This window comes from Motilibacter aurantiacus (genome assembly GCF_011250645.1).
Lineage (GTDB): Bacteria > Actinomycetota > Actinomycetes > Motilibacterales > Motilibacteraceae > Motilibacter_A > Motilibacter_A aurantiacus.
Genome location: NZ_JAANNO010000002.1, coordinates 243,136 through 267,482 on the forward strand (window position 1 = coordinate 243,136; position 24,347 = coordinate 267,482).

The 24,347-nt window shown below is 74.6% G+C and carries 24 protein-coding genes and 2 pseudogenes; all 26 read right to left on the reverse strand.

The annotated features are described in order from the left end of the window. Positions 1–98: 98 nt before the first annotated feature. Positions 99–473 carry a hypothetical protein gene (locus G9H72_RS05055; protein WP_166168441.1) on the reverse strand — a complete coding sequence of 125 codons (375 nt, stop codon included), beginning with the start codon at positions 471–473 and terminating at the stop codon, positions 99–101. Positions 474–833: 360 nt separating this feature from the next. Then, a complete protein-coding gene (locus G9H72_RS05060; protein ID WP_166168444.1) occupies positions 834–1,394 on the reverse strand; it encodes a DUF4760 domain-containing protein in 561 nt (186 codons plus the stop codon). Between the two features lie 868 nt (positions 1,395–2,262). Next, positions 2,263–3,240 (reverse strand): annotated as a pseudogene (locus G9H72_RS05065) (YifB family Mg chelatase-like AAA ATPase); the annotation flags it as partial. Then, positions 3,240–3,596, reverse strand: a complete 357-nt coding sequence (locus tag G9H72_RS05070; RefSeq protein ID WP_166168449.1) for a YraN family protein — start codon at positions 3,594–3,596, stop codon at positions 3,240–3,242. The gene G9H72_RS05070 and the pseudogene G9H72_RS05065, both read right to left, overlap by 1 nt. A gap of 181 nt (positions 3,597–3,777) precedes the next feature. After that, positions 3,778–4,092, reverse strand: a complete 315-nt coding sequence (locus tag G9H72_RS05075) for a DUF2469 domain-containing protein (RefSeq protein WP_166168452.1) — start codon at positions 4,090–4,092, stop codon at positions 3,778–3,780. 35 nt (positions 4,093–4,127) lie between these two features. Continuing rightward, positions 4,128–5,045, reverse strand: a complete 918-nt coding sequence (locus G9H72_RS05080) for a ribonuclease HII (protein ID WP_166168455.1) — start codon at positions 5,043–5,045, stop codon at positions 4,128–4,130. Between the two features lie 32 nt (positions 5,046–5,077). Then, a complete protein-coding gene (locus G9H72_RS05085; RefSeq protein ID WP_331271995.1) occupies positions 5,078–5,611 on the reverse strand; it encodes an NUDIX domain-containing protein in 534 nt (177 codons plus the stop codon). 10 nt (positions 5,612–5,621) lie between these two features. Next, positions 5,622–6,584, reverse strand: a complete 963-nt coding sequence (gene lepB, locus G9H72_RS05090; RefSeq protein WP_166168458.1) for a signal peptidase I — start codon at positions 6,582–6,584, stop codon at positions 5,622–5,624. 28 nt (positions 6,585–6,612) lie between these two features. After that, positions 6,613–6,975 carry a 50S ribosomal protein L19 gene (gene rplS / locus G9H72_RS05095; RefSeq protein ID WP_166168461.1) on the reverse strand — a complete coding sequence of 121 codons (363 nt, stop codon included), beginning with the start codon at positions 6,973–6,975 and terminating at the stop codon, positions 6,613–6,615. Between the two features lie 194 nt (positions 6,976–7,169). After that, entirely contained in the window at positions 7,170–7,970 is an 801-nt protein-coding gene (trmD, locus tag G9H72_RS05100; RefSeq protein WP_166168464.1) for a tRNA (guanosine(37)-N1)-methyltransferase TrmD, read from the reverse strand. Positions 7,971–7,972: 2 nt separating this feature from the next. Then, entirely contained in the window at positions 7,973–8,605 is a 633-nt protein-coding gene (gene rimM / locus G9H72_RS05105) for a ribosome maturation factor RimM (protein ID WP_166168466.1), read from the reverse strand. Further along, positions 8,586–8,828: an RNA-binding protein gene (locus tag G9H72_RS05110; RefSeq protein ID WP_166168468.1), complete on the reverse strand. Its 243-nt coding sequence runs from the start codon at positions 8,826–8,828 to the stop codon at positions 8,586–8,588. The genes rimM and G9H72_RS05110 overlap by 20 nt, the downstream gene beginning before the upstream one ends. Positions 8,829–8,830: 2 nt before the next feature. After that, on the reverse strand, positions 8,831–9,325 hold the full coding sequence (gene rpsP / locus G9H72_RS05115; RefSeq protein ID WP_166168471.1) for a 30S ribosomal protein S16: 495 nt from the start codon (positions 9,323–9,325) through the stop codon (positions 8,831–8,833). Between the two features lie 208 nt (positions 9,326–9,533). Then, positions 9,534–11,096 (reverse strand): signal recognition particle protein, encoded by a 1,563-nt coding sequence (gene ffh / locus G9H72_RS05120; protein WP_166168474.1) that lies wholly within the window; start codon positions 11,094–11,096, stop codon positions 9,534–9,536. 127 nt (positions 11,097–11,223) lie between these two features. Then, on the reverse strand, positions 11,224–13,587 hold the full coding sequence (locus G9H72_RS05125) for a [protein-PII] uridylyltransferase (RefSeq protein ID WP_331271996.1): 2,364 nt from the start codon (positions 13,585–13,587) through the stop codon (positions 11,224–11,226). A gap of 1 nt (position 13,588) precedes the next feature. Next, positions 13,589–13,927, reverse strand: a complete 339-nt coding sequence (locus G9H72_RS05130) for a P-II family nitrogen regulator (protein WP_166168477.1) — start codon at positions 13,925–13,927, stop codon at positions 13,589–13,591. A 3-nt stretch (positions 13,928–13,930) separates the two neighbouring features. Further along, positions 13,931–15,250 carry an ammonium transporter gene (locus G9H72_RS05135; RefSeq protein ID WP_166168479.1) on the reverse strand — a complete coding sequence of 440 codons (1,320 nt, stop codon included), beginning with the start codon at positions 15,248–15,250 and terminating at the stop codon, positions 13,931–13,933. Between the two features lie 185 nt (positions 15,251–15,435). After that, positions 15,436–16,647, reverse strand: a complete 1,212-nt coding sequence (gene ftsY, locus G9H72_RS05140) for a signal recognition particle-docking protein FtsY (protein ID WP_166168482.1) — start codon at positions 16,645–16,647, stop codon at positions 15,436–15,438. Between the two features lie 65 nt (positions 16,648–16,712). After that, positions 16,713–16,985: a hypothetical protein gene (locus G9H72_RS05145; RefSeq protein ID WP_166168485.1), complete on the reverse strand. Its 273-nt coding sequence runs from the start codon at positions 16,983–16,985 to the stop codon at positions 16,713–16,715. Between the two features lie 159 nt (positions 16,986–17,144). Further along, positions 17,145–20,789, reverse strand: coding sequence for a chromosome segregation protein SMC (gene smc, locus G9H72_RS05150; RefSeq protein ID WP_166168488.1), 3,645 nt, complete (start codon positions 20,787–20,789; stop codon positions 17,145–17,147). 206 nt (positions 20,790–20,995) lie between these two features. After that, positions 20,996–21,217 (reverse strand): hypothetical protein, encoded by a 222-nt coding sequence (locus G9H72_RS05155; protein WP_166168491.1) that lies wholly within the window; start codon positions 21,215–21,217, stop codon positions 20,996–20,998. A 198-nt stretch (positions 21,218–21,415) separates the two neighbouring features. Continuing rightward, complete coding sequence (gene mutM, locus G9H72_RS05160) at positions 21,416–22,288, reverse strand: bifunctional DNA-formamidopyrimidine glycosylase/DNA-(apurinic or apyrimidinic site) lyase (protein ID WP_166168494.1); 873 nt, start codon at positions 22,286–22,288, stop codon at positions 21,416–21,418. 3 nt (positions 22,289–22,291) lie between these two features. Then, complete coding sequence (gene rnc, locus G9H72_RS05165) at positions 22,292–23,029, reverse strand: ribonuclease III (RefSeq protein ID WP_231126495.1); 738 nt, start codon at positions 23,027–23,029, stop codon at positions 22,292–22,294. Positions 23,030–23,058: 29 nt separating this feature from the next. Next, positions 23,059–23,232: a 50S ribosomal protein L32 gene (gene rpmF / locus G9H72_RS21315; RefSeq protein ID WP_166168500.1), complete on the reverse strand. Its 174-nt coding sequence runs from the start codon at positions 23,230–23,232 to the stop codon at positions 23,059–23,061. 91 nt (positions 23,233–23,323) lie between these two features. Further along, positions 23,324–23,908: a YceD family protein gene (locus G9H72_RS05175; RefSeq protein ID WP_407939553.1), complete on the reverse strand. Its 585-nt coding sequence runs from the start codon at positions 23,906–23,908 to the stop codon at positions 23,324–23,326. A 187-nt stretch (positions 23,909–24,095) separates the two neighbouring features. Beyond that, a pseudogene (locus G9H72_RS05180) lies at positions 24,096–24,347 on the reverse strand (ATP-binding cassette domain-containing protein); the annotation flags it as partial.

The window sequence follows — 24,347 nt, forward strand, 5'->3', positions numbered from 1 at the left end:
TAGGACCCACCGGGTCAGCGGGCTTGCACGGTTCCGCCGGAGACGAAACCAGCGAGGAAGGTCACCCCGTCCTCGCCCAGGGACTACTCCAGGTAGCCCTAGAAGGGTAGCAAGGAGAGGTCCAGCTCGTACTGCCCGACACGGTCAAGTTCATCCACGAGGTTCCACCACTTCGAGCCCTCGATGCGCGGGCTTCTTCGGCAGCGCGGGCAGATGAACTCATACGAGCTACGGCTCCATGTGCGGCCCGCACCCTCAAGCTCACCCGCGGAGTCGGGCGGCGCGAACCACCTCAGCGCGTTGTTCATCCCGTGAGAGCCGTCGAGCTCCCGACGGGCGGTTGTCAAGAGCATGCGCTTGTGCTGCCCCCGGTCGGTGCAGACGACGAACACGAAGAAGTCGACCTCGAACCCCGACTGCGTGTACTGACGAGGTGCGTCCGGGGCCAGACGGCCTCCCTCCGCCTCATGCACTTGCAATGTCCTTCAACCTCATCGCGGTGGTGGCGTACTCGACGACTCCGTGCGCCTCGGCTCTCGCTCGCATGTTCCTCCTCGGCACAGATGGGGCGTACCAGCCCCAGCGTCGCCGAGACCGCTTGCAGCCGCCAGAGCCGACGCCACGCCGCTCTCACTCGCGCAACGCGCCGGTTCAGCGGCGCTTGGGTGTCACACGTGCGACACCTACAGACCGCCAGTAGCGCCGTCAGATGGTGCAGTGAGCGCAACCTGGGCACCGAGGCGGCCGGGACCAGCGTCACCTCCGCGGCGTTGGCCTCCAGCGCGCCCGAGCCTAGGCCTCCAGCGCGCCCGGGCCTGGCAGCCCTGGGCTGGTCAGTCCTCGAGGGTTCCTGGCAGCGGAGGCTGCGGCGTCCGTTCTCGGTCTGCCAGGGCCATGATGAGCCAGTCAAAGTGCTCGAAAGCGGTCGGGTGCGCAAGCCGGCCCGCGGCAGCGCTGCCCTGCCGGACCGACGCGATGTAGTAGCGGAACGTCTGGTGGGTCTCCTTGAGGAAGCCGTTGGCGAGGTGGTAGACGATGTCTCCGCTGTAGGCCCTCATGCGAACACCGAGTCCAAGGTGCTCCATGTTCTCGAGCATCGGACGCACCCGCTTACGGACCTCCTCATCGAAGGCGTGAGTCCGCAACGCGTGGTCGAGCGTCCAGCCCTGTGTCTTGACGTAGTCAAGGATCTCGTCGTACTGCTGCACGACGACCCGCTGCCACTCCAGGGTGAACGTCATGGTGACCTGAGCGCGGGTGTGCTCGTTCGCCCGGATCGACGCCGTCGCCTGCCGAGAGATGGTGCGCGCGGCGTAGATGACCAGGGCGATGGTCAGGAGGGTGGAGCAGCACGCGGCGATGGCGCCGACTGCTGTCCAGAAGGTCTGACCCATGGCTCCCCCATCCCGGCTTGCCCCAGCGACGCCGTCTCCGAGCGTGGACGAGCGCGGTGTCAGAGACTAGGCCCCAGAGGTCACATTCGTCACGTAGTGCTCAGAGCAGCGAACGGCTGGCACACCGTGAGTGGGCCGGCCGCAAGGAGCTAACCCCGACCGCCACGCACTCACCCTTGCGGCCGCAAACGCAGCGAAGCCCGGGGTCGCCCCGGGCTTCCGCTGGACTGTGACTTGGCGGGCTGGACCTACAGGTCCCGCTCGATCTCCCGTGCCATCTCGCATCCTTTCGGCAGTGCAGGAACCGGACGGCCAGGTTACACGCCGGTACGTGAACCGCCACCGCAATCAAGGTCTTGCCCCTGCCGCTCCAGCACAACCCTCGATGCGCCCGTGGAGCGCGGCCCGGGCGGGAGGCTGGTGCGGTCTAGCAACGAGGCCCGGGGGAGAACCCCGGGCCTCGGTCTAGCAGCGAGGCCCAGGGGGGACCCCCGGGCCTCGGTTCGTAGTTCATGGATTCGCGGGCCTACAGGTCCCGCTCGATCTCGCGTGCCATCGTTGCCGTTCCTCTCCGCTCACCAGACGGGCGAGCCATCTCTGTAACAACCCATCGACCGCCGGCATGCCCTGTTGAGTGCTACGACCACTCTGAAGTGTCGTCCGCGCTGACGGCCCCCCTCAACACGAGCTGCTACAGGAGGACGCTACAGCGACCACGCCACGATGCAAGCATCCGTACGGAGTGGCGACGAACCGTCAGCGATACAGCCGACTGTCCACCCCGCGTTGGTCTTACCCCCTACGTGCACTCTTGTACCAGTTTGTCCATCGTTTCGGCCCAGCTGGGGCAGCGGGCGACCGCGTCCAGCAGTGAGGTGTCATCCTGTTCTGGCGCCTCGTCGAGGAACAGCACGCCGCGGTGGGCCAGTGAGACCGCGCCGGGGCGGGGCACACCGCTGCCGCCGCCGACGACGGCCGCGGTGGTCGCGCTGTGGTGCGGGGCCTGGAACGGCGGCCGTTCCACCAGCGGCACCGCAGGGTCGAGCACCCCGGCCAGCGAGTGGACGGCGGTGACCTCCAGCGCGTCCTCGCGCTCCAGCGGCGGGAGCAGCCCCGGCAGCCGCTCGGCCAGCATCGTCTTGCCGGTGCCCGGCGCGCCCACCAGGAAGAGCGCGTGCCCACCGGCGGCCGCCACCTCGACGGCGTGGCGAGCCTCCTCCTGGCCGACCACGTCCGCGAGGTCCTTGCCCACTGCAGGACGCACCGCGGGCCCACCGGGCGGGACGGCGAGCACGGGCTCCTCCTCCGGCACCTGCACCCCGCGCAGCAGCGCGGCCAGCTGCCGCAGCGAGCGCAGCCCCAAGACCTCCACACCGGGCACCAGCGCCGCCTCCGACGCGTTCGCCTCCGGCACCACCACACGGCTTAGCCCCGCCCGGGCAGCCGAGGACACCGCGGGGAGCACGCCGCGCACCGGGCGCAGCCGCCCGTCCAGGCCGAGCTCGCCCAGCAGCGCCGTCCGCTCCAGCACCGCCGGGTCGAGCGCCGGCTCGTCCTCGGGGCAGGCGCCGGCCAGCAGCACCGCCACCGCGATCGCCAGGTCGAACCCGGACCCCCGTTTCGGCAGGCTGGCCGGCGACAGCCCCACCGTCACCCGTGACTGCGGCCACCGCTCGCCGCTGTTTATCACCGCCGCCCGCACCCGGTCGCGAGCCTCCGACAGCGCGGCGTCCGGCAGGCCGACCAGGACGAACGCCGGCAGCCCCGGCGCGACGTGCGCCTCGACCTCGACGACCGACCCCTCGACCCCGACCAGCGCGACCGAGCGCGCCGTCGCCAACGCCATCACGACACCCCGCGCAGGTGCTCGACCCGGGCCGCGCCGCTCGTCCCGCGCGTCACCGCGACCACGTCGATACGGACCTGCGGCGGGTGCACTCCCCGCTCGGCGAGCCACCGCGCCGCCAGGCGGCGCAGCCGCGCCTGCTTCACGGCCGTGACCGCCTCCTGCGGGCTCCCGAACGACGCCGACCGCCGGGTCTTCACCTCGCACACGACCAGCGCGTCGCCGTCGCGCGCCACGATGTCGACCTCCCCGAGGTCACACCGCCAGTTGCGCTCCAGCACGACCAGCCCCGCGTCGGCCAGGAACCGCGCCGCCACGTCCTCGCCGTAGCGGCCGAGCGACCCGCGCGCGGTCATGCCCCCCGGCTGCGCCCGCTCCCCCGCCCCCGCACGCCGCGAGCCCGCCCCCGCACCACCGACCGCCCTGCCCGTGCCGCCCATCGCGCACCACCTCCACGACGAGCGTGGCGCCGCGACGGCCTCCCGCAGGCCACCCGACGACCATCTGTGGACGCGGAAGGGGCTGTGGACGGCGCGCTCAGCTCGGCGAGGGCGGCTCCAGGTCGGCCTTGGCCAGCTCCTCGACGTTGACGTCCTTGAACGTCACCACGCGCACGTTGCGCACGAAGCGAGCGGGCCGGTACATGTCCCAGACCCACGCGTCGGCCATCGTGACCTCGAAGTAGACCTCGCCGCCCTCGGTGCTGCGCGGGACGAGGTCGACGGCATTGGTGAGGTAGAACCGGCGCTCGGTCTCGACGACGTAGGTGAAGAGGCCGACGACGTCGCGGTACTCCCGATAGAGCTGCAGCTCCATCTCGGTCTCGTACTTCTCGAGGTCCTCGGCGCTCACTTCGGGTCTCCCACGCTCAGCATCGGGCCGGGGCGTCAACCGGCCCCGGCGATCCGGTCATTGTCCACCGCGGCGGCGCCCGCGTCTGCCGGGCCGCGCCCGAGGGCTCGGGCTCCCTCAGGCCCGGCGAGCGTCTCGACCACCTCCAGCTGCTCGAGCAGCTCCTCGTCGACCGGCTCGTCGCGGCCGGGCAGCCGCCAGGATCGGCGGTGCTGCTCGCACGGCCCGTGCTCGGCCACCGCAGCCGTGTGCCAGGGGGTCGCGTAGCCGCGGTTCTGCTCCCACCCGAAGGCGGGGTGCCGGCGGGCCAGCTCCTCCATGATCGCGTCACGCTCGGTCTTGGCCAGGATGCTCGCCGCGGCGATCGACGAGCAGGTCATGTCGCCCTTGACGACGGTCCGGACCGGGACGTCGCACACCCATCCGCCGTCCGGGACGGGGGCCTCCTCCAGCGCGTCGGCCAGCGTCAGCTGGCCCGGCCGGCGCAGGTAGTTGTGGTTGCCGTCGAGCAGCACCCACTCCGGCCGGCCCGGCAGCGCCGCGACGGCACGCTCGGCGGCGAGCCGGAGCGCGGCGAGGATGCCGTACGCGTCGATCTCGGCGGCGCTGGCGTGCCCGACAGCACTGGCCGGCGCCCAGCGCCGGATGCGCGGGGCGAGGGCGACCCGAGCTTCGTGGGTGAGCAGCTTGCTGTCGCGCAGCCCCTGTGGCCCCGGCTTGCAGTCGGCGTCGAGCAGGACCACGCCCACGCTCACGGGGCCGGCGAGCGCGCCGCGCCCGACCTCGTCCATCGCGGCCAGCCGCCCTGCGCCCTCCCGCCAGAGCGAGCGCTCGAGCCGCAGGCTCGGCGGGGTGGAGGGCTTGACGACCCGCTTCGGGCCTCCGCGCCTGCCGCGGCCCTTGCCCGGGCTCGAAGCGCCGCGGGGCGCCGGGACCAGCTGTGGGGCGGGCATGTCCGGCAGGCTAACCCGGCTCCGGCCCGGGCTCAGCTCCACCGCTCCAGCCCCTCGGCCACGTGTCGCCCGGCGAGCAGGGCCGGGACGTGCTCGGCCAACCGCAAGGGGTACGTCCGCAGCCCGGCGAGCGCCTCCAGCGGCTGCCAGGCGACGGCGAGCAGGGCGCCGGGCGCCTCCGGAGTGGGGTCGAGCGCGCGCTCGCGGGCCGTGGCCGGCAGGGCGACCAGGTGGACGGTCTCGCGCTGCCAGCGACGGCGGCCCAGCCAGCGGAAGGTGGCGTGACGGGTCCAGGCGATGGTGCCCACGTCGTCCCGGTCGAGCCTCAGCCCGGTCTCCTCGCGGACCTCGCGCACGACGGCGTCGCGCTCGTCCTCACCCGGCTCGAGCCCGCCTCCGGGCAGCTCCCACCAGGAGCCGAGCTGCGGCTCGACGGGGTCGCAGACGTGGAGCAGCAGGACGCAGCCGTCCGCGACGAGCAGGCCCTTGGCCGAGCGCCGCCAGGACTCCCCGGCCGGCAGCGGCTCCGGCGGCAGCCATCGGGCCCCCGAGGAGGTCGGGCTCACCGGCGGCTGCTCAGCCGCCGAGCTCGGCTCCGACACCGGTCGCGCGGCGGTCGATCTCGGCCTGGTCGAAGGTGTCCGGGGTGCCCAGCGTGCGCCAGTGGCCGAAGGGCCAGACGACGACGAAGGCCTTGCCGATCACCTTGTCGACGGGCACGAACCCGCCGCCCGGCTCGCCCTGGTGGGCCCGGGAGTCGGCCGAGGCGTTGCGGTGGTCACCGAGCACCCAGAGCCGGTCCGCGGGGACCGTGACGTCGAAGGGCTGGTCGGAGGGGTCGTCACCGGGGAAGAGGTAGTCCTCCTCCTCGAGCGGCACCCCGTTGACGGTGACCGGGCCCTGCCCGTCGGAGGCCACGCGGTCCCCGGGCAGCCCGATCACGCGCTTGATGAAGTCGCGCTCGTCCGGCGGGGCGATGCCGATCGCGCTGCCCACGGCGCGGACCGCCTTGGCGATCGGGTTGCTCGGCTCGTCGTAGGTGACCTCGGGGGTGAACGAGTCGACGCCGTTGAAGACCACGATGTCCCCGCGCTCGATGTCGCCGAAGCGGTAGGACACCTTGTCGACGAGGACGCGGTCCCCGACGCGCAGCGTCTGCTCCATCGAGCCGGAGGGGATGTAGAACGCCTGCACGAGGAAGGCCTTGACCAGCATCGCCAGGACCAGTGCGATGCCGATGAGGATGGGCATCTCGGCCCACGCGGAGATGCGGCGGCGCCGGTGCGGCGGGTGCTGCTCCTCGGCGTCGCCCTCAGGGCCGCCGGGGCCGCTGGGGCCGTCGGGCCCCTGGCCGTCACCGTCGCGGGCCGCCGGCTCGTCGGCCCTGCCGCCCGTCGGGGCGGCGGCGGGCTCGGCACCGGCAGCGCCGGACGGGGCCAGGGACACGTCGGACGGCGCGTCGGGCGGAATGTCCAGCGGCCGGCTCGAGGAGCCGGGGACCTCGCCCGACGCGTCCCCGCGCGAGTCCGTGGTGCTCATGCGCCCGCGGTCCGCAGCGAAGCCCGGGTCAGCGCGCCGTCGTGGCGGGCTCGCGCTTCTCCTTGATCTTGGCCTTCTTGCCGCGCAGCTCGCGCAGGTAGTAGAGCTTCGCGCGCCGGACGTCACCGCGGGTGACGACCTCGATCTTGTCGATGACCGGCGAGTGCACCGGGAACGTGCGCTCGACGCCGGTGCCGAAGCTGACCTTGCGCACGGTGAACGTCTCGCGCACGCCGCCGTTCTGGCGACGGATCACGACGCCCTGGAAGACCTGCACGCGAGAGCGGTTGCCCTCGACGACGCGGACGTGGACCTTGAGCGTGTCACCCGGGCCGAACGCCGGCACATCCGTGCGCAGCGAGGTCGAGTCGAGCGCGTCCAGCTTCTGCATGTCTGTCTCCCTGCAGGTGCCACAGGTCACCTGCGGTGTCGTCGTGGAGCGGCTGCGGTCAGCAGCTCTCGGTCAAATCAGCGGCAGGCCGGCCCCCGACGAGGTCGAGGAGCGAGGCCCGGTGGCGCCGTTCGTCGTCCGGCGAGCGCTCCCCTGTGGCAGGGCGCGGCCGACGAACCTGTTGGCGCGACGACCTAGTTTGACACATCCGGAGCGCGGCGGACCAACCTCGCCCCCGCCGGCGCCCAGCCCTCCTCGGCGAGCACCGCCAGGTCGGCGCCGTCGAGCGCGGTCGCGTCGAGGCGCTCGAGCAGGTCCGGCCGGGTCCGCGCCGTGCGCCGCAGCGACTCGTCCCGCCGCCAGCGCGCGATGCGCGCGTGGTCGCCCGACACGAGCACGTCCGGCACGCCCAGGCCGCGCCACTGCGCGGGCTTGGTCCAGGCCGGGGCCTCGAGCAGCCCGCCGGTGTGCGACTCCTCGGCCAGGCTCTCGGCGTTGCCCAGCACGCCCGGCAGCAGCCGGCCCACCGCCTCCACGACCACGAGGACGGCAGCCTCACCACCGAACAGCACGTAGTCGCCGATCGACAGCTCGTCCACCGTGAACGTCTGCCGAGCGTCCTCGATCACGCGCGCGTCGACGCCCTCGTAGCGCCCGCAGGCGAAGACCAGCCAGGGGTCGGCCGCGTACTCGGCCGCCACCTGCTGGGTGAAGACCCGGCCGGCGGGCGAGGGCACGACCAGCCGCGGGCGCACGCCCGGCGGCCCGTCCGCGAGGACCGCGTCGAGCGCGGCCCCCCACGGACCGGGGGTCATGACCATCCCGGCGCCGCCGCCGTACGGCGTGTCGTCGACACTGCGGTGCCGGTCGGTCGTGAAGTCGCGCAGGTCGCGGACCGAGACGTCGAGCAGCCCGGACTCCTGGGCCTTGCCCAGCAGCGAGAGCCGCAGCGGGGCCAGGTAGTCGGGGAAGACGGTGAGGACGTCGACGCGCACGGCTAGGCGCTGCCGGACGGCGTGCCCGTCCCGGGCGCCTCGTCGCCGGGCGCCGCGTCCCTCGCGTCCTCGGCCGCCGTCTCGTCCTCGAGCGCGTCGAGCAGCCCGGCCGGCGGGTCGACCACGATGCGCCCACCGGGCACGTCGACCTCGGGGACGATCTCGGTGACGAAGGGCACGAGCGCCTCGCGCCCGTCGGGGCGGCGTACGGCGAGGACGTCCTGGGCGGGCAGGTGAAGCACGTCGACGACCTCGCCGACCGGCTCGCCGGAGGGCAGCACGGCCGCCAGCCCGATCAGCTGATGGTCGAAGAACTCCTCCGGGTCCTCGGGCTCCTCGTCCGCCGGCACGTCGACCAGGAGCATCGTGCCGCGCAACTGCTCGGCCCGGGTCCGGTCCGAGACGCCCTCGAAGCGCAGCACGAGCCGGCCGGAGTGCACCCGGCCGGACTCCACGACGAGCGGGCCGACGACCGCCGGGTCCGTACGCAGCGACGCCCCGGCTGCGAAGCGCAGCTCGGGGTCGTCGGTGCGGACGTCGACGAGGACGTCGCCGCGGATGCCGTGCGCCCGGCCGATGCGGCCGACGACGAGCTCGACGGTCGAGGGCCTGCCCTCAGCGCCGCTCGTCGACATCGAGGAAGTCGATGCGGACGGGGCGGCCTCCGGACAGCGCGCCCACCACCGTGCGCAGCGCGGTGGCGGTACGGCCGTTGCGGCCGATCACCTTGCCGAGGTCCTCGGGGTGGACCCGGACCTCGAGCACGCGGCCGCGCCGGCCCTCACGCCGGGCGACGCGGACCTCGTCGGGGTTGTCGACGATGCCGCGCACGAGGTGGTCGAGGGCGTCCTCGATCACTCTCAGGCCTCGGCGGGCTGGTCGACCGCCTCACCGGGGGCGTCCGAGCCGCCCACGGCGGCGCCGCCGCCGGCGACCTCGGAGTCAGTGGCCTGCGGCGCCTCGTCCTTGGCCTTCTTCGCCTTCGGTGTGGTCGCGGCGCCACCGGCGTCGCCACCGGTCGCCCTCGCGGCCTCGTTGAACACGGCCTTCTTGTCCACCCGCGGAGCGGCGGTCTTGAGCGTGCCCTCCTCGTAGGGCAGGCCCTTGAACTTCTGCCAGTCACCCGTCTTGGACAGGATCGCGGCGACCGGCTCGGTCGGCTGGGCGCCCACGCCGAGCCAGTACTGGGCGCGCTCGCTGTCGACCTCGATGAGCGAGGGCTCCTCGGTCGGGTGGTACTTGCCGATGGCCTCGATGAAGCGGCCGTCACGCTTGGCGCGGGCGTCCGCGACGACGATGCGGTAGTACGGCGCACGGATCTTGCCCATGCGCATCAGCTTGATCTTTACAGCCACGGGGGCGGGACTCCTCGTCGGACGGGACAACGGCCGGGCACGGCACGCCGCTCGGGGTGGGGACCTGGCAGCTCGACGTGCCTGGCGAGTTGCATGAAGGCCGACGCGTGGCGAGAGGGGCCAGCGCACGGACCAGTGCCAGCGGTCGATTGTGCCAGATGCACGCGGCGGGACCCAAGCGCGGACCCGCTGCGCGTCACTGCGCGGCTCAGCGGCCGCCGGGCGGCAGCAGCCCCTTGAACTCGGCCGGCAGCTCGAACGGCGTCGCCGCCCCGTCCCCGCCGAACGGGGACCCGGCTCCGAGCGCCGGCGCCTGGGCGGCGCGCTGGGCCGCCTGCTGGGCCTCGAGCGCCCGCTTGGCCGGGTTGCCGGAGCGGCTCTGCTTGCCGCCCTTGCCCTTCTTCTGCTGCTGGGCCTTGCCGCGCGACTTCTTCCCGAAGCCCGGCATCCCCGGCATCCCCGGCATGCCGCCGGAGGCCATGGACCGCATCATCTTCTGCGCCTCGGTGAAGCGCTGGATGAGGTCGTTGACGGCGGAGACCGACGAGCCGGAGCCGCGGGCGATGCGCGCCCGGCGCGAGCCGTTGAGGATCTTGGGGTCGCGCCGCTCGGCCGGCGTCATCGACTGGATCATCGCCTGGGTGCGGTCGAGCTCGCGCTCGTCGATCGACTCGATCTGCTCGCGGAACTGCCCCATACCTGGGAGCATCCCGAAGATCTTGGACATCGAGCCCATCTTGCGCAGCTGCTGCATCTGGCCGAGGAAGTCCTCGAGCGTGAAGTCCTGACCGGACAGGAACTTGTTGGTCAGGTCTTCCTGCTGCTGCTGGTCGAAGACCTTCGCCGCGCCCTCGAGCAGCGTCTGCAGGTCGCCGAGGTCCAGGATCCGCGAGGCCATGCGGTCCGGGTGGAAGACGTCGAAGTCCTCGAGCTTCTCGCCGTTGCTGGCGAACATCACCTGGCGGCCGGTCACCTTGGCGACCGAGAGGGCCGCACCGCCGCGCGCGTCGCCGTCGAGCTTGGTGAGCACCACCCCGTCGAACCCGACGCCGTCGAGGAAGGCCTGCGCGGTGACGACCGCGTCCTGGCCGATCATGGCGTCGACGACGAAGAGCGTCTCGTCCGGGGACACCGCGTCGCGGATGTCGGCGGCCTGCTGCATCAGCTCGGCGTCGATGCCCAGCCGGCCCGCGGTGTCCACCACGACCACGTCGTGCTGCTTCTCACGGGCGTACGCGACGGCGCGGCGGGCGACGTCGACCGGGTCCCCGACGCCGTTGCCGGGCTCGGGGCCGAAGAAAGCGGCCCCCGCGCGCTCGGAGACGATCTGCAGCTGGTTGACCGCGTTGGGGCGCTGCAGGTCGCAGGCGACGAGCAGCGGCTGGTGGCCCTGGCCGCGCAGCCACAGCGCGAGCTTGCCGGCCAGCGTGGTCTTGCCCGCGCCCTGCAGGCCCGCGAGCATGATCACGGTCGGCGGCGTCTTCGCGAGCCTGATGCGCCGGGCCTCGCCGCCGAGGATCGCGATGAGCTCCTCGTTGACGATGTCGAGGACGCGCTGCGCCGGGTTGACCGACTGCTGGACCTCCGCGCTCTTGGCCCGCTCGCGCACCGCGCCGACGAACTCGCGGACGACAGGCAGCGCGACGTCGGCCTCGAGCAGCGCGACGCGCAGCTCCCGGGCGGCGGCGTCGATGTCGGAGTCGCTCAGCCGGCCCTTGCCGCGCAGGCCCTTGAACGTCGCGGACAGCCGGTCCTGGAGGGTGTTGAACACGGGAGCGAGGTCCTGCCTTCTCGTTGCCGAAGAGATCGCGCCGGAGCTGACGGGACGGGGAACGCCGAGGCGCCCGGCCCGCAGCCAGCGTAGCCGCGTGCCCCGCGGGCCCGGCGGCGTCGCTCCGTCAGCCCGCGACGTCCCGCAGCACCCGAGCCACCTCGCGAGCCCGCTCGGGCGCGAGCGGCGCCCCGTCGTCGCCCACCACGTAGAACACGTCCACGGCCTCGGCCCCGAGGGTCGCGACCCGCGCGGCGCGCACGTCGACGCCCGCGAACGACAACGCCCGGCCGAGCCGGTGCAGCAGCCCGAGCCGGTCCGAGGCCCGCACCTCCAGCACCGTCGCGGTGTGCGAGGCGTCCTCGACGATGTCGACACGGGCGGGTACGCGGGGGCCGCGGGAGGGCGCCCGCGACGCCTCGCGCCGCTCGAGCAGGCCGGCCACGTCCATGCGCCGCTCGAGCGCCCGGTCGATGTCGTCGCGCAGCGCGTCCAGGGCCGGCGGGTCGCCGAACTCGGCCACCACGGACCAGGTGTCGACCGCGATGCCGTTCTCGGTGCGCAGCGTGGCCGACCGGACCGAGAGCCGGTGCACGGCAAGCACTCCGGCGACGGTGGCGAGCAGGCCGCGCCGGTCGGGCGCGACGACCGTGACGGCCCATCCGCCGCCGTCGGGGCGTACGGACACGGCGAGCTCGCCGGCGGCGACGAGCTCGCGCTCCTCGTCGGTGATCGGCGTGGCCGGGGGCGGGGGCTCGCCGCGCAGGTGGGCGCGGGCGCGCCGGGTCAGCTCCCCCACGAGGCCGGCCCGCCAGTCGGTCCAGGCCTGCGGCCCGGCGGCGAGCGCGTCGGCCTCGGTGAGGGTGGCGAGCAGGTCGAGGGCCTCGATCGAGCCCAGGGACTCGGCGACGCGAGCCGCCGTGGCCGGGTCGTCGATGTCGCGCCGGGTGGCGGTCTCGACGAGCAGCAGGTGCTCGCGGATCAGCATCGTCACCGTCGCGACGTCCGCCGGCGCGAAGCCCATGCGGGCCACGACCGGCTCGGCGATGCGCGCGCCCTCACGGGCGTGGTCGCCGCGGCGCCGGCCCTTGCCGATGTCGTGCAGCAGGGCGGCGACGAGCAGCAGGTCCGGGCGGGACACCCGGCGGGCGAGGGCGGCTGCCTGCACGCAGGTCTCGACGCTGTGCCGGTCGACGGTCCAGCGGTGGACGGCGGTGCGCTGGGGGCGGTTGCGGACGGCTGCCCACTCGGGCAGCACCCGGACCACGAGCCCGGACTGGTCGAGCGCCTCCCAGACGCGGACCGCTCCCGGCCCGGCGCCGAGCAGCGCGACGAGGGCGTCGCGAGCGGTCGCCGGCCACGGCTCGGGCAGCGGGGGGCACTCTCGGGCCAGCCGGTCCGCCGTCCCCGGTGAGAGCGGGAGCCCGGCCTGGGCGGCGACGGCCGCGGCGCGCAGCGGGAGGACGGGGTCGGCCTCGACGCCCCCGTCGCGCGAGAGGACGAGCTCGCCCTCGTGCTCGGCGAGGCCGGGGGCGAGGGCGCGCGGGCGGGGCGGGCGGCGGGCTCCGATGCGCGGGGCGCGCTTGCGCGGGGCGAGCAACTGCTCGACCCGGCGCCACGTGGTGTCCCCCGCGTACGAGACGGTCCGGGCGGCGTCCGCGACGACCCGCAGGACCGAGTCGGCGTCGGCCAGGCCGAGGGCGCTGGCGACGGCGTCCTGCTCCTGCAGGAGCAGCTTGTCCAGGGCGCGGCCGCTGACGGCGTGCAGGGCGTCCCGCACGTCGAGCAGGCGCTCGGTGGCGCCGTCCAGGTCGCCGTGCGGCCGGTCCGCCACCCACGAGGCTGCGACGGCGCGGAGGGCGACCACGTCGCGCAGCCCGCCACGGCCCTCCTTGAGCTCGGGCTCGAGCAGGAACGCCACCTCCCCGGAGCGGCGCCAGCGCTCGCGGCAGGTCTCGAGCAGGTCGCCGAGCCGGCTTCGGGCGCTGCCGCGCCAGTCGTCGAGGACGGCGGTCCGCAGCCGGGTCGCGAGGGCGGAGTCCCCGATGACGACGCGCAGGTCGAGCAGGCCGAGCAGGACCGAGAGGTCCTCGGCCGCTACGCGCCGGGCCTCGCCGGGGGTGCGGACCGAGTAGTCGAGGCGGAGGCCGGCGTCCCAGACGGGGTACCAGAGCGCCTCGGCGATGCGGGCCACCTCGTCGTCACCGCGGTGGCCGTCGTGCAGCAGGACCAGGTCGAGGTCGCTGAAGGGCGAGAGCGAGGCCCGCCCGTAGCCGCCGACCGCGACGAGGGCCACCCCTTCGCTGGCCGGCACGGCCTCGTCGTAGAGCCGCTGCAGCCAGCTGTCGGTCAGGTCGCTGAGTGCCCGGCGCCGGGCCGCACTGGGCGGCCCGGGCCGGGAGAGCAGCGCGCGCCGCGCGGCCGTCAGCTCCGCCGGTGTGCGGGGCGTCGGTGCCGGTGCCCCCGTGGAACGCGCGCTGCTCGTCGCCACGTCAGAGCGCCTCGGCGCCGCGCTCCCCGGTGCGGACGCGGACGACCGCGTCGACCGGGACGACCCAGACCTTGCCGTCTCCGATGCGCCCGGTCTGCGCGCTCTTCACGATGACCTCGACCACGTCGTCCGCGTCGGCGTCGTCGACGAGCACCTCGATGCGCACCTTCGGGACGAGGTCGACGGTGTACTCCGCGCCGCGGTAGACCTCGGTGTGGCCCTTCTGCCGGCCGTACCCGTTGGCCTCGGAGACCGTCAGGCCGTGCACCCCGAAGGTCTCCAGGGCCGACTTGACGTCGTCGAGCTTGAACGGCTTGAGAATCGCTGTCACGAGCTTCATGGCTCAGACCCTCTCGTGCTGGGGGGTGCTCTGCTTGGCCAGGCCGGACGAGCCGCCGCCACCGATCGAGCCCGCGATGTCGTACGCGGACTCGGCGTGGGTGGTGATGTCCACGCCCGCGGCCTCGTCCTCCTCCGAGACCCGGAAGCCGACCGTCTTCTCGATGGCCAGGCCGATGATGTAGGTCACGACGAAGGAGAAGGCGAGCACCGCGACCGCGCCGACGACCTGCTTGCCCAGCTGGTCGACGCTGCCGCCGAAGAAGAGGCTCTCGCCGCCCTCGAAGCCGGGGGCCGTGTCGGTGGCGAGGAAGCCGATGGCGATGGTGCCGATGAGGCCGCCGACCAGGTGGACGCCGACAACGTCGAGCGAGTCGTCGTAGCCGAAGCGGTACTTCAGGCCGACGGCGAGCGCGCAGGCACCACCAGCGACGAAGCCGAGGATCAGCGAGCCGACCGGGCTGAGCACGGCGCAGGCCGGGGTGATGGCGACGAGGCCGGCGACGACGCCGGACGCGGCGCCCAGCGAGGTGGCGTGGCCGTCACGGATCTTCTCGGTGAGCAGCCAGCCGCAGATGGCGGCCGAGGTGGCGGCGAGGGTGTTGATCCACGCCACGGCGGCGAGGTTGTTGGCGCCGAGGGCCGAGCCGGCGTTGAAGCCGAACCAGCCGAACCACAGCAGGCCCGCGCCGAGCATGACGAGCGGGAGGTTGTGCGGGCGCATCCGCTCCTTCGGCCAGCCCTTGCGCTTGCCGAGGACCAGCGCCAGGGCGAGGCCGGCCGCACCGGCGTTGATGTGGACGGCGGTGCCGCCGGCGAAGTCGAGCGCGGCGAGGTCGTTGGCGATCCAGCCGCCCACGACGCCGGCGTCGTCGTTGTCGAAGGCGAACACCCAGTGGGCGACCGGGAAGTAGACGATCGTCGCCCAGATGCCGGCGAAGAGCATCCACGAGCCGAACTTGGCCCGGTCGGCGATCGCCCCGGAGATCAGGGCGACGGTGATGATGGCGAAGACGGCCTGGAAGCCGACGAACGCCGAGTTGGGCAGTGCGTCCTCGGCCGAGGTCATGAGGCCCTTGAGGCCGAGGTACTCGAACGGGTCGCCGAGCAGGCCGCCGCCCACGTCGTTGCCGAAGGCGATGGAGTAGCCGTAGAGCACCCAGAGGACGCCGATGAGCCCCATCGCCCCGAAGCTCATCATCATCATGTTCAGGACAGTCTTGCTCCGGACCATGCCGCCGTAGAACAGAGCGAGTCCGGGGGTCATCAAGAGAACGAGCGCAGCGCTGGTGAGCACCCAGGCCGTATCGCCAGTCGGAGGCATAGACGGGCTCCCGATCGTCGGAACGTTGACGAGGAAGAGCGTGCTGGGCTGTCTTTAACTGGAGCGACGCTGCCGGTTTCGGTCCTGTGACATCAGCGTCCGGCAGGTTTCCGTCGCGTGACGTCGTGGGCCGAAACCGCCGTAGCCCGCTCTTTTCGCCGCGGACCGCGCCGGCCGCGCCGGTCTCAGGCGAGCAGCGCGTCCACGAACGCCTCGGGCTCGAACGGCGCCAGGTCGTCCGGGCCCTCGCCGAGCCCGATGAGCTTGACCGGCACGCCGAGCTCGCGCTGGACGGCGACGACGATGCCGCCCTTGGCCGTGCCGTCGAGCTTGGTGAGCACGATGCCGGAGACGGAGACCGCCTCGGAGAACACCCGGGCCTGGATGAGCCCGTTCTGCCCGGTGGTCGCGTCGAGCACGAGCAGCACCTCGTCGACCGGCCCCTGCCGCTCGAGGACGCGCTTGACCTTGCCCAGCTCGTCCATGAGGCCGACCTTGTTCTGCAGCCGGCCCGCGGTGTCGACGAGGACCACGTCCGCCTCGAGCTCGGTGGCCTGCTTGAGCGCGTCGAACGCCACGCTGGCCGGGTCGGCGCCCTCCGCCCCGCGCACGGTGGGGACGCCGACGCGATCGCCCCAGGTGGTGAGCTGGTCGGCGGCGGCCGCGCGGAACGTGTCGGCGGCCCCGAGCACGACGTCGCGCTCCTCGCTCACGAGCACGCGGGCCAGCTTGCCGACGGTCGTGGTCTTGCCGGTGCCGTTGACGCCGACGACGAGGACGACCGCGGGGCGGCCCTCGGGGTGGCGCGCGGTCTGCAGGGTGCGGTCCATGTCGCGGCCGACCAGCTCGATGAGCTCCTCGCGGAGCATGAGCCGCATGTCCTCGGCGGTGCGGGTGCCGAGGACCCGGACGCGGGTCCGGAGCCGCTCGACGAGCTCCTGCGTCGGCGCGACGCCGACGTCCGCGGTGATCAGGGTGTCCTCGACCTCCTCCCAGGTCTCCTCGTCGAGGGTGTCGCGCGAGAGCAGCGCGAGCAGGCCGCGCCCGAGGCTGGACTGTGAGCGGGAGAGCCGGTCGCGCAGCCGCGCCAGCCGCCCGGCGACCGGCGCGGGGCGCTCGATCTCAGGGGCGGGCGGGGCCGCGGGCTCGGCCGGGACGGCGACGGGCACGTCGGGCACCGGAGGTGCCTCGACCGTGCGCGGCAGGTCGAGGTCCTCGACGGTCCGGGTCGGGGTGTCGCGCGGAGTGGTGACGTCGTCGCCGACACCGGGCGCGTAGTCGACCCCGGCCCGCGGGGGCGGCGGCGGCAGCTCGCGGCGGCGCCGCGGGACGACCAGCCCGACGACGGCGACGAGAGCCAGGACGGCGATGACGACAGCGGCGACTACCCATTCCACGGCAGGAGCCTCTCAGATGTCCCCGGTGCGGGCGGGAGCCGGTCGCCCGTGCGCCGGCACAGGCGTCAGGAGGTACGCCCCGCCTGCTGGGCGGGGCCCGGGACTGCGCTGGGGGCGGCGCTGCGGACCGTGGCGGAGCCGGCCATGGGGCGGCCCTGGTCGTCCCAGCCGTCCTCCGGGTCCAGCACGTCGGACAGCCGCGAGCCGACCTTGTCCAGCGGCCCGGAGACCTGCTCGGGGCCGGGCAGGCGGCGCCCGCGGTTGGGGTAGGCGACGAAGCCGATCACGGCGAGGCCGAGGGCCACCGTGATGGCCATGGTCAGGACGAACGCGAGCATCGATCCTCGATCACTAGCGGGCACAACGGACAGGACGGGGCGAGCGCGACGCCCTTCCATGACAACGCGCCGGCGCCCCTCCCCTGACAGCGACGCGCCGGGACGCTGTCCTCGTTCCGTCCGGGGGCAGTGAAGCTGGCCACGCGCGCCCGAGGTTTGTCAGGCCGGGACGCTCTGCGCGGCGTCGGGAGCCTCCGGCCGGGGCGCCCGCTCCTCGCGCAGCCGCTGGCTGATCACGGTGGTGACGCCGTCGCCGCGCATGGTGACCCCGTAGAGCGCGTCGGCGATCTCCATCGTCCGCTTCTGGTGCGTGATGACGATGAGCTGGCTGGCGGAGCGCAGCTCCTCCAGGATCACCAGCAGCCGCCCGAGGTTGGTGTCGTCGAGCGCGGCCTCGACCTCGTCCATGACGTAGAACGGGCTGGGCCGTGCCTTGAAGATCGCGACGAGCAGCGCCACCGCCGTCAATGACCGCTCACCGCCCGAGAGCAGCGAGAGCCGCTTGACCTTCTTGCCGGGCGGCCGCGCCTCCACCTCGATGCCGGTGGCCAGCATGTCCGAGGGGTCGGTGAGCACGAGCCGGCCCTCGCCTCCCGGGAACAGCCGGGCGAACACGCCTTCGAACTCGCGGGCGGTGTCGGCGTACGCCTCGGCGAACACCGCCTGCACCCGCTCGTCGACCTCCCGCACGATCTCCAGCAGGTCGCGCCGCGTCGCCCTGAGGTCCTCCAGCTGCGTGACGAGGAAGCGGTGCCGCTCCTCGAGCGCCGCGAACTCCTCCAGCGCCAGCGGGTTGACCTTGCCCAGCTGGGCCAGGCCACGCTCGGCCGCCCGAAGCCGCCTCTCCTGCTCGGCCCGGACGTAGGGCCGCGGCCGGGGCTCCTCGGCCGGTTCCGGGTCGCCCGGGGCCGCGGGCGAGGGCGGCACGTCGACGTGCGGGCCGAACTCCTCGACGAGGACGTCGGGGTCCACGCCCAGCTCGTCCACCGCGCGCAGGCGCAGCTGGCCCACCCGCATCCGCTGCTCGGCCCGGGCCATCTCGTCGCGGTGCACCGTGTCGACCAGGTCCTCGAGCTCCCTGGCCAGCGCGCGCGCCCGGGCGCGGGCACCCGCGAGCTGCTCGCTGCGGACGGCCCTGGCCTGCTCGGCCGCCTCGCGGCGGGCCGCGACGTCGGCGAGCGAGGCGTCGACGGAGGCGAGGACCGTCTCGGCCCCGGCGAGCACCGCGGTCGCCACGACCGCCTCGCGCTCCCGCCGTTCACGGCGGGCCACCGCACGGGCCCGGGCCTCGCGCTCCTGACGGGCGCCGCGCAGCAGCGCGTCGGCGCGGCCGGCGAGGCCCCGGGCGCGCTCCTCGGCGGTGCGCACGGCGAGCCGCGCGTCCAGCTCGGACCGGCGGGCGACCGCGCACGCCTCGCGCAGCCGGTCGCGCTCGACCGGGCTCGGCTCCCCCTCGTCGGGGGCTGCCTCCGCGGCCGCGAGCCGCTCGGCCAGCTGCTCGACCTGGTCCCGGGCCGGGCCGAGCCGTTCCTGGGCCGCGTCGAGCTGGCGCGCGAGCCGCTCGGCCTCGGCGGCAGCCGCCCGGGCCGCGGAGCCGAGCTGGCCGAGCTGCTCGGCCACGGCGGCCATCCGGGCGTCGGACTCGTGCAGCCGGTCCAGCGCCGCGTCGACCTGCTCCTGCGCGGCGGCCTGCTCCTGACGGGCGGCGCTCAGCGCGAAGCGCAGCCGCTCGCCCTGGTGAGTGGCCTCGCAGAGTCGGCGGGCGGCCTCGTCCACGGCTGCCTGCACCTCCAGCCGGCTCGGCGCAGCCGCCGATCCCCCGGTCACCAGGCCCGCGCGGACGACGTCGCCGTCGCGCGTCACCAGCGTGAGCTCGGGGCGCTGCGCCGCGAGTGCGGCGGCGGCCGGCAGGGCGTCGACGACGAGGACGCCGTCGAGCAGCAGGGTGAGCGCGGTGGAGAGCCGCTCGTGCGCGGTGACAAGGGCGGCGGCGGGCAGGGCGCCCGCCGGGAGCTCGGCCGCGCCTGGGCCGCTCGACCCGCGGGACCCGGCCTCCCCCGACGCCGTCACCAGGGGCGCACCGGCCACGAGCAGGGCGGCCCGGCCGCCGTCCTCGGCGCGCAGCCGCTCGGCCGCAGCGACGGCAGCGTCGAGCCCCTCGACCACGACGGCGTCGGCCGCGCTGCCCAGGGCCGCGGCGACCGCGGCCTCGTAGCCCGGGCGCACCTCGAGCATCCCCGCCGCCGGGCCGAGCACGCCCGCGGCGGAGGCTCCCCCGTCGGGGCCGAGCAGAGCGACGGCGCCGTCCTTCGCGGCCAGGCCGAGCGAGAGCGCCTCGACCCGGGCAGCGAGCGCGGACCGCTCCCGCTCGGCCTCCCGCTCCTGCGCCACGAGCGCCTCGACCCGCTCGACCGCGTCGGCGAGGGCCGCCTCGGCCTCCTCGTGCGCGGCGTCGAGCCCTTCCTCGCCCTCGTCCAGGCCGGCGACCTGGGTCTCGACCTCGGCGAACCGGGCGCGGGCCTGCTCGGCCCGGGCGGCGGCCTCGTCGCGCGCCGCGTCGAGGCGCCCGGTCTCGGCCTCGGACGCCTCCAGGCGGCTGCGGGCCGCGGCGAGCTCGCCGGCGAGCCGGGCCAGCCCCTCCCGCCGGTCGGCGCGGGCGCGCGCGGCGGCCGCCAGCGCCTTCTCCTCCCCCGCCAGCGCCTGCTCGGCGGCGCGCAGCTGCGCGACCACCTCGCCCAGGCGGGCGGCGTCCCGCTCCACCTGGGCGGTCAGCTCGGCCTCCTCGGCCCGCACGCGGGCCGCCTGGCGCTCCATCTCGTCGGGGTCCCGCCCCTCCCCGGGGCGCTCGTCCTGCTCGGCGGCGAGGTGGCGCAGCCGTTCGGCGGCGAGGGCGGCGGTCGCGCGGAGCCGCTCGCGGACGGAGGACAGCGCGTACCACGCCTCCTGCACCCGCGCGAGCTCCGGCGCCTCGGCCTGCACGGCGGCCTCGAGCTCGGCCTCGTCGGCGCGCGCCGCCTCCAGGGCCTCCTCCGCTGCCGCTCGCTTCGCCCGCAGCGCCTCCTCGTCGGCGACGTCGGCCTCCAGCCGGGCCTGCGCCTGCACCAGGTCGTCGGCGAGCAGGCGGAGCCGGGCGTCGCGGGCGTCGGCCTGCACCACCTGCGCACGCCGGGCGGCCTCCGCCTGCCGGCCCAGCGGCTTCAGCTGGCGGCGCAGCTCGGCCGTCAGGTCCTGGACGCGGGTGAGGTTGGCCTGCATCGCGTCGAGCTTGCGGAGGGCCTTCTCCTTGCGCTTGCGGTGCTTGAGGACCCCGGCCGCCTCCTCGACGAACCCGCGTCTGTCCTCCGGGGTCGCGCTGAGCACCGCGTCGAGCTGGCCCTGGCCGACGATCACGTGCATCTCGCGCCCGATGCCGGAGTCCGAGAGCAGCTCCTGCACGTCGAGCAGCCGGCAGGCCGAGCCGTTGATCGCGTACTCGGAGCCCCCGTTGCGGAACAGCGTCCGCGAGATCGTGACCTCGGTGTAGTCGATCGGCAGCGCGCCGTCGGTGTTGTCGATGGTGAGGCTCACCTCTGCCCGTCCGAGCGGCGCCCGCCCGGACGTCCCGGCGAAGATGACGTCCTCCATCTTGCCGCCGCGCAGGCTCTTGGCCCCCTGCTCGCCCATGACCCAGGCCAGCGCGTCGACGACGTTCGACTTGCCCGAGCCGTTCGGCCCGACCACCGCGGTGATGCCCGGCTCGAAGCGCAGGGTGGTCGCCGAGGCGAAGGACTTGAAGCCCTTGAGGGTCAGGCTCTTCAGGTGCACGGCTCCGCCTCCTCCGCCTGTCGTCGGGCCGGCACCGACGCTAACCGACGGGAGCGCTCATCCGGTGGCGCGCGAGCGGCGTGTGGACGGCGCGACACCCTGTGGACGGGGCCCGGGCCGGGCCGGAGGGGATGCGGCACAGGACGGGCACGCAACGGGCCGGCCACGGCAGTGCGCGGCCGGCCCCGGGGATGACGGGCGAGGCGCTAGGCCAGCGCCGGCTCCTTCTCGGCCGCCTCGAGGGACTCCAGCCCTGTCGAGGGAGCCAGCAGGGCGCCCTGCTCGAGCAGCTCGCTCAGCGCGTCCTTCTCGTTCTGCAGCCGGAGCACCTGCGACTCGAGGTCGCGCACGCGCTCCCGCAACTGGCGCACCTCACCGAGGATGCGGGCGTCAGGGCCGCCCACGTGCCCGAAGAGCGCCTTCGCCATGACCGGTCCTCCACGCTTCGCACAGATGGTCCGCAACAGATCAGCTACCAGATCATTGCGTCCGGCTCCGGGCACGCGAGGTGGCTCGCGCGGCTCCGGGCGGGCTTCAAGCGTCTCACCGGCTCGTACCCCAGTCAATGCATGGTCACGCTTGCGTGACGGTTCTCACCCGTTGTCGTCACGGGGGCGAGGAGCCCGTCACCAATGCGCGCGGCGCGGCGTGCGCTGGCACACCGGGCAGGTGAACGAGGACCGGCCCATGAACGCGTCGCGCCGGATGGGCGTGCCGCAGCGGGCGCACGGGCGCCCCGCCTGGCCATACGCGTGCAGCGACCGGTCGAAGTAGCCGCTCTGGCCGTTGACGTTGACGTAGAGCGCGTCGAACGACGTCCCGCCCTGCTCCAGCGCCGCGGTCATGACCTCGCGGACGGCGGTGAGCAGGGCGGCCGCCTCCCGGCGCGTGGTCGTCTCCGTCGGCCGGGCGTAGTGCAGCCGGGCGGCCCAGAGCGCCTCGTCGGCGTAGATGTTGCCGATGCCGCTGACCAGGGTCTGGTCGAGCAGCGCGCGCTTGAGCCCGGTACGCCGGCGGCGCAGGCCCGTCGCGAACGCCGCGTCGTCGAAGGCGGGGTCGAGCGGGTCGCGGGCGATGTGCACGACCGGCACCGGCACGCCCTCGGCCGCGAGCGGGTCGACGGCCAGCCCGCCGAACGTCCGCTGGTCGACGAAGCGAAGCTCCAGGCCGCCGTCGGCGAAGCGAAGCCGGGCGCGCAGGTGGGTCTCGGCCGGGGCGTCCTCGGGCTGGACGAGCAGCTGCCCGCTCATGCCGAGGTGGGCGACCAGCGCGTCGTCGATGCTGCCGTCGGGGGCGGCCAGCGGGACCCAGAGGAACTTGCCGCGCCGCTGCGGCTCGGCCAGCCGGGCGCCGGCCAGCCGCGCGGCGAAGTCCTCGGGGCCGGCAGCGTGGCGGCGTACGGCCCGCGGGTGCAGCACCTGGGCGTCGCGCACCTCGCGGCCGGTGACGTGGTCGGCGAGGCCGCGGCGTACGACCTCGACCTCGGGCAGCTCGGGCACGGCTCAGGAGGCGGGCGTCGCCCGGCTGCCGGCGGCGTCGGGAGCCGTCCTGTCGGCGGCGGCGGGGGCGCGCAGCGCGGCCCAGGCGGCCGCCGCGGCCTCCTGCTCGGCCTCCTTCTTGCTGCGCCCGACGCCCTCCCCGCGCTCCTGCCCGGAGAGGCGGACGACGGCGCGGAAGGTCTTCGAGTGGTCGGGGCCGGTGTCGGTGATGACGTACTCGGGCGCGCCGAGCCCCTGCCCGGCGGCAAGCTCCTGCAGCGAGGTCTTCCAGTCGAGACCGGCGCCGAGCGCGGCCGCCTGCTCGATCAGCGGGTCGACCAGCCGGTGCACGAGCGCCGTGGCCTCCTCGAGCCCGCGGCAGATGTACGCCGCGCCGATCAGCGCCTCGACGGTGTCGGCGAGGATGGAGGACTTGTCGCGCCCACCGGTGGACTCCTCGCCACGGCCGAGCCGCAGGTGCGGGCCGACCTCGAGGCGCCGTCCCACGTCGGCGAGGGCGCGCATGTTGACGACCGCCGCGCGCAGCTTGGCCAGCTGCCCCTCGGGCAGGTCCGGGTGCGTGCGGTAGAGGGTGTCCGTGACGACCAGGCCCAGCACGGCGTCCCCGAGGAACTCGAGCCGCTCGTTGGTGGGCAGCCCGCCGTTCTCGTAGGCGTAGGACCGGTGTGTCAACGCCCGCTCCAGCACCTCGGGGTCGTAGTCGACCTCGAGGCGCCGGGCGAGCGTCGAAGGGTCCGGCAGCTGGCCGGAGGCCGGCACCGCGGAGCGGCTCAGACCTCGAGAACGGGTCGGCGCGCGTACGTGCCGCAGGTGGGGCACGCGGTGTGCGGCAGGTGCGGCGAGCGGCAGCGGTCGCACGTGGCGAGCGTGATCGGCGCCGCCTTCCACTGCGCGCGCCGGGAACGGGTGTTGCTGCGCGACATCCGGCGCTTCGGGACGGCCACGGTCTACTCCTCGGTCCTGCGGTACGGGGCGTGCCATTCGGCGATCGCCGTCGAGCATTATTGCCGATCGGCGGGTGGTGCTGTCGGCGCGCTAGCGCCGGCCGGTCGGCCCGGGAGGCGAGCCGTCCTGGTCTGGGGTGTCGGCCGCGTCCTGCGGCCGCTCGGGCGCGCCGCCGGCGAGCAGCCCGCCGAGAGCGGCCCACCGGGCGTCGACGACGTCGTGGCCGTGGCCCGGCTCGTCGGCCAGCCGGGCGCCGCAGTCCGCGCACAGCCCGGGGCAGTCCTCGGTGCAGACCGGCTGCAGCGGCAGGGCCAGCACGACCGCGTCACGCACCACGGGCTCCACGTCGAGCAGGTCGCCCTCGAGCAGGCGCACCTCGTCCTCGTCCGCCTCCGCGGAGGAGGACTCGGGGTAGGCGTAGAGCTCCTGGAAGCTCACCTCGAGCTGCTGCTCGAGCGGGTCCAGGCAGCGCACGCACTCACCGGTCACGGCCGCGCGGGCGGTGCCCGAGACGAGCACGCCCTCCATGACCGCCTCGAGGCGCAGCTCGAGGTCGAGCTCGGCCCCGACCGGGATGCTCAGGACGTCGATGCCGAGCCCCTCGGGCGCGGCGACGGTGCGCGAGACGCGGCGCATCGAGCCCGGGCGGCGGCCGAGCTCGCGCGTGTCGAGCACGAACGGCCCGCGCGCGTCGAGGCGGGGGGCCGTGGGCTGGGAGCGGGTCACGTCTCTTCCGGCGGATCGAGGGTGTTGGGGGCCGGTCTCCCGGCCGGGCCGTCCGACAGGGCGGAAGGCCGATGGACAAGCCTACCGGACCCGGGCGCCTCGCCCGGGCCGCTCACCGGGCCACCGGCGCGGGGCGCTACCAGCGCGGCGGGCCGTACCCCAGCCGGTGGTGGGTGCCGCCCTCGCCGGGCTCCTCCGGCTGCGCCGCGCCCTGCTCGTCGTACGCCTGCTCGTCGTAGGGCTGGGCGGCCGGGGGCTGCGGCGCGTACGCCTGCTCGTCGTAGGGCTGCTGCTCGGCCGGCGCCCCGCCCCCGGGCGCGGCGACGTCGTAGGGCTCCTGCGCGTAGGGCTGCTCGGCGTACGGCTGCTCGGCGTACGGCTGCTCGGC

Excerpts from the sequence above, each read along its gene's own strand:
- G9H72_RS05070 (WP_166168449.1), bottom strand. The coding sequence starts at position 3,596 with ATGACCGCGCGCGGGTCGCTCGGCCGCTACGGCGAGGACGTGGCGGCG.
- G9H72_RS05130 (WP_166168477.1), bottom strand. The coding sequence starts at position 13,927 with ATGAAGCTCGTGACAGCGATTCTCAAGCCGTTCAAGCTCGACGACGTC.
- lepB (WP_166168458.1), bottom strand. The coding sequence starts at position 6,584 with ATGAGCACCACGGACTCGCGCGGGGACGCGTCGGGCGAGGTCCCCGGC.
- G9H72_RS05145 (WP_166168485.1), bottom strand. The coding sequence starts at position 16,985 with ATGCTCGCGTTCGTCCTGACCATGGCCATCACGGTGGCCCTCGGCCTC.
- rimM (WP_166168466.1), bottom strand. The coding sequence starts at position 8,605 with ATGTCGACGAGCGGCGCTGAGGGCAGGCCCTCGACCGTCGAGCTCGTC.
- G9H72_RS05135 (WP_166168479.1), bottom strand. The coding sequence starts at position 15,250 with ATGCCTCCGACTGGCGATACGGCCTGGGTGCTCACCAGCGCTGCGCTC.
- G9H72_RS05155 (WP_166168491.1), bottom strand. The coding sequence starts at position 21,217 with ATGGCGAAGGCGCTCTTCGGGCACGTGGGCGGCCCTGACGCCCGCATC.
- G9H72_RS05060 (WP_166168444.1), bottom strand. The coding sequence starts at position 1,394 with ATGGGTCAGACCTTCTGGACAGCAGTCGGCGCCATCGCCGCGTGCTGC.
- rplS (WP_166168461.1), bottom strand. The coding sequence starts at position 6,975 with ATGCAGAAGCTGGACGCGCTCGACTCGACCTCGCTGCGCACGGATGTG.
- G9H72_RS05080 (WP_166168455.1), bottom strand. The coding sequence starts at position 5,045 with ATGCCCGCCCCACAGCTGGTCCCGGCGCCCCGCGGCGCTTCGAGCCCG.